General features: G+C 59.4%; 3 protein-coding genes. 1 reads left to right on the top strand and 2 read right to left on the bottom strand.

Translation table 11 applies throughout. The features are described from left to right. Positions 1-494, top strand: a 494-nt coding sequence (locus WA354_RS05335) for a glycosyltransferase family 2 protein (protein ID WP_472811975.1), incomplete at its 5' end; no start/stop codon positions are given. A 90-nt stretch (positions 495-584) separates the two neighbouring features. On the opposite strand, the gene WA354_RS05330 is transcribed toward WA354_RS05335, so the two are convergent. Together WA354_RS05330 and WA354_RS05325 are read right to left on the bottom strand one after the other, a co-directional pair. Continuing rightward, positions 585-3,335, bottom strand: a complete 2,751-nt coding sequence (locus WA354_RS05330; protein WP_472811974.1) for an ADOP family duplicated permease — start codon at positions 3,333-3,335, stop codon at positions 585-587. A 2-nt stretch (positions 3,336-3,337) separates the two neighbouring features. Then, positions 3,338-3,610: PadR family transcriptional regulator (locus tag WA354_RS05325; RefSeq protein WP_472811973.1), on the bottom strand; the 273-nt coding region annotated here is incomplete at its 5' end.

The raw sequence follows: 3,610 nt of genomic DNA, 5'->3' as shown, positions 1-3,610 counted from the left end.
GCTTCGAAGCACTCGTCGATCATCTCGCGGACGACTACGAACTCGGCGAGCGCATCTACAAAGCGGGGTACCGCATCGCACTCTCCAGCGACGTCGTCGAAACCAGCGTTCCCGCTTATGCCTGGCGTGACTTCTGCGATCATCAACTTCGCTGGCTACGCACCGTGCGCGATGCCCGCCCCGGTGGCTACGCGGGCCTCCTCTTCACTCAAGGATTCACGCTAGCTGTTCTGAACATCATTGCCAGCGGCCTGAGTCCGCTCAGTCTTTGGATCCTGGCGATGAGTTTCTTCCTGCGTCTTACTCTCGCCATGACGGTCGGCGCTGAAGTCCTCGGCGACCACCAGGTGCTCGCCACCTTATGGCTGCTGCCGCTGCGTGACCTCGTCGCCACCGGTCTGTGGGTCGCAGGCTTCGCCGGCAACACCATCATCTGGCGCGGTGAACGCTTCACGGTAAAGCAGGGAAAGTTAAGTAAGGCGAGCGGCAGATAAGTTCAGAGTTCTAGGTCGGTAGTCAAAGTACCGCGGGATTTTGGGCGGGCCGGCCAACTCCGAAATCTGAACTTAGAACTCTGAACTTCTCTACTCATAGCGCAAAGCCACCAAAGGATCGACTTTGATTGCGCGCGACGCGGGCACCAGGCTTGCCATCAGAGAAACGGCAACCAGGAACACCGTGATTCCCACAAAAGTCAGCGGATCGTAGAAGCTGACCCCGTAGAGAAAATCGGCCGATCCCGGTAAGGCTAGTGTGCGATGCAGCAGCAACGAGAGACCCGCGCCGGCGGCCATTCCAACAACCATGCCGATCAATACCGGACGAAGTCCAGCAACGGCAATACTCCTCAGGACACGGCTGGCCGTTGCGCCCAGCGCGATGCGAATGCCGATCTCCTGTGTTCGCTGGCTCACCACGTATGCCATGACGCCATAGATTCCAATGCCCGCAAGCGAGAGTGCCAGCAAAGCGAGAACCGCCGCCAGCATTGCCAGCGCGCGGGCAAGTGTTCGCTGCGGGTCCAGAAGCATGGTCTCCACATTCCAAAGAGAGACACCCGGTAAGATGTCGCTGTCGAAAGTGCGTAGATGCTTCCACACTCCGCCGAGTGCCGCTTGCTGATCGCCACGGACCGTGAAGAACACTGGCTCGATCAACAGTGGATCAGCGGCGAGGTAGACACGCGCAGGATCGATGCGCGTCAGGTTTGCGAATCGAACATCCCTGGCGATGCCGATGACTTCGTATTCAGTGAGCTTGCCATCGAAATGCAGGTCGAGTTGGAAGTGTTTGCCCAGAGAATCCTGGTTGGGCCAGAAGAGCCGTGCTGTGGAAGCGCTGATCACGGCGACGTGCGCGCCAGAAGCCGACTCCCGCGCGGTAAAATTGCGGCCGCGCAGGACGGCGATGCCCAGGGTGTTCAGGAAGTTGTCGGATGCATAACCCGCGAGAGTACGAGATTCAATCGATCCCTGCAAAGCGTCGCCCCTCTTGACGGTGATGGGCGGCGTCCAGGTTCCCAACATCGGAGCGGTGCCGTAGGAAACATTCGCCACTTCCGGAAGAGTCTTAAGCCAATCTGTCATGCGATGAAACCTGGCCGTCGCTTTTACAGGATCGTCTCCGAAGTCGGCGCGCAGCAGGTAAACGTCGTGAGTATCAAAGCCGGGCTCGGCAGCTTGGGAGCGTGCAAGGCCGCGAATGAGCAACCCTGCAGTAGTGAGGAGCAGCATGGAGACAGCGACCTGGCCTCCGATAAGCAATCCGCGCATCCGCGAGCGCGTTACGCCGCGCCCGAATGACGTGCTTTCATCCTTGAGTGAGGTGTTCAGGTCCGGTTTCGTGAACTGCAATGCCGGCGACAGCCCGAAGAGGAAACCCGTGGCCACCGCCAAGCCGAGTGCATAGGCCAGCACGCGTGCGTCGGGATTGAGATTCAGGCTCAGAACAAAATCGCTGCCGAGTTGACGCACCAGTATCTGGTTGAGCGCGACCCAAAGCAGTTTGCTGGCAGCCGCTGCCAGCGCCAGTCCGGTAATGCCGCCGCCCAGCGCGAGCAGCAGGCTCTCGGTAAGAAGATGTCGCACTACGCGAGCACGGCTCGCTCCCATTGCGAGTCGAACGCTGATCTCCTTTTGCCGCGTGGCGCCACGTGCAACCAGCATGTTCGTCACATTGGCGCAGGCCACCAGCAGCACCAAAGCGAAGAGAACCATCACGGCTCCCACCCCGGCCCGAAAACGAGGATCGTCGATATTGCCGAAGAAGGCCGTGCGTTCGAGCCGAACGGAGAGCGTGTGGTCGCGAGTGACATATGTAGTGGCGAACTGGCGAATCAGCGCATCGGTTTCGGCCTGTGCCTGTTTCAATCCGACGCCGGGATCGAGCCGGCCGAGAACCTGGAACTCAAAGTCTGTGGGCCTATGCAGCCAGTCCTGTCCCGGAACAAGTTGCTGTTGCATCGAAGCCGGCGCCCACAGATCGGGAACCTGCGGATTGAGACTCGTCCCGGTAAACTCGCGTGGAGCGACGCCGATGACGGTGAAAGATGTGTTGCCGATTCTTATGACTTTTCCTAGCGCTTGCGGATCACCGCGGAACTGGCGCAGCCAGTATGAGTGGCTGAGTACCACAACCGTATTGCCGCCGGGAGCGCGATCCTCATTGGGGCCAAATACGCGACCAAGCATTGCGTTGATGCCCAGGGCCCCAAAATAATTGCCTGAGACGATCTGCGCCTTTGCGGTTTTGAATTGAGTCGATCCACCGCCAGTTTCGTCTTCCTGTGAAACAAGGACCCGCACCGGCCAACTGGCCGCGATCACGCTTTGAAACGCGTTCTGGCGATCGCGAAGGTTGATGTACTCGGGGTAAGAAAATGCATACTGGTTCTCGCCAACGAAGTGGCTTTCGAGCGTCCGCATGAGGCGCACGACGTGGTTCGCATCGGCAACCGGCAGTTGCTTCAGCGCCACTGCATCATAGGCGCTAAACAGCGTTGTGTTGACGCCAACTCCGAGAGCCAGCGTAGCGACGGCAACCAAAGTGAATCCCGGACTGCGCGCCAGAGTCCGGCAGGCGTGGCGAAGATCCTGCATGGTTTGTTCAATCCACAACAGCGTTCGCTCGTCGCGATGCGCCTGCTTGGCTTGTTCCACGCCGCCGTAAGTCCGCTTCGCCGCGATCCGCGCATCCTCCTGCGACATCCCACGGCGCTCAAATTCATCCGCGAGCAAAGACAGATGCGACGCTACCTCGCGCGCAAGTTCCTGCTCAGCCCGGTTGTTGCGGAACTTGTCGCGAAGTTTGGCGAGGAATCTCCGAAAGCGAGCCATGGCTATTGTTCCTCCGTCAGCAGTTTTTCTACTACGCCCGCCATCTGCCGCCAGCGCACGGTTTCTTCATCGAGAGCCTTCATTCCAGCCTTGGTGATGGTGTAGTACTTCGCTTCGCGATTGTTCTCCGTCTTGCCCCAGTTGCCGCGCGTCCAGCCGTGCTGTTCGAGCCGCACCAGGGCCGGATAAATCGTGCCCTGGTTCAGATTCAGCAGTTCGCCTGAGACTTGCTCAAGGCGCGTAGCGATGCCATAGGCGTGTTGAGGACCCATGGT

Source organism: Occallatibacter sp. (assembly GCF_049802275.1).
Classification (GTDB): Bacteria; Acidobacteriota; Terriglobia; order Terriglobales; family Acidobacteriaceae; genus Telmatobacter.
Note: the sequence above shows the minus strand (reverse complement) of the source record. Positions and strands in the feature narration are given on the sequence as shown.

What these genes read in the sequence shown, in the direction of transcription:
- WA354_RS05330 (WP_472811974.1), bottom strand. Translation starts at nt 3,335, where the DNA reads ATGGCTCGCTTTCGGAGATTCCTCGCCAAACTTCGCGACAAGTTCCGC.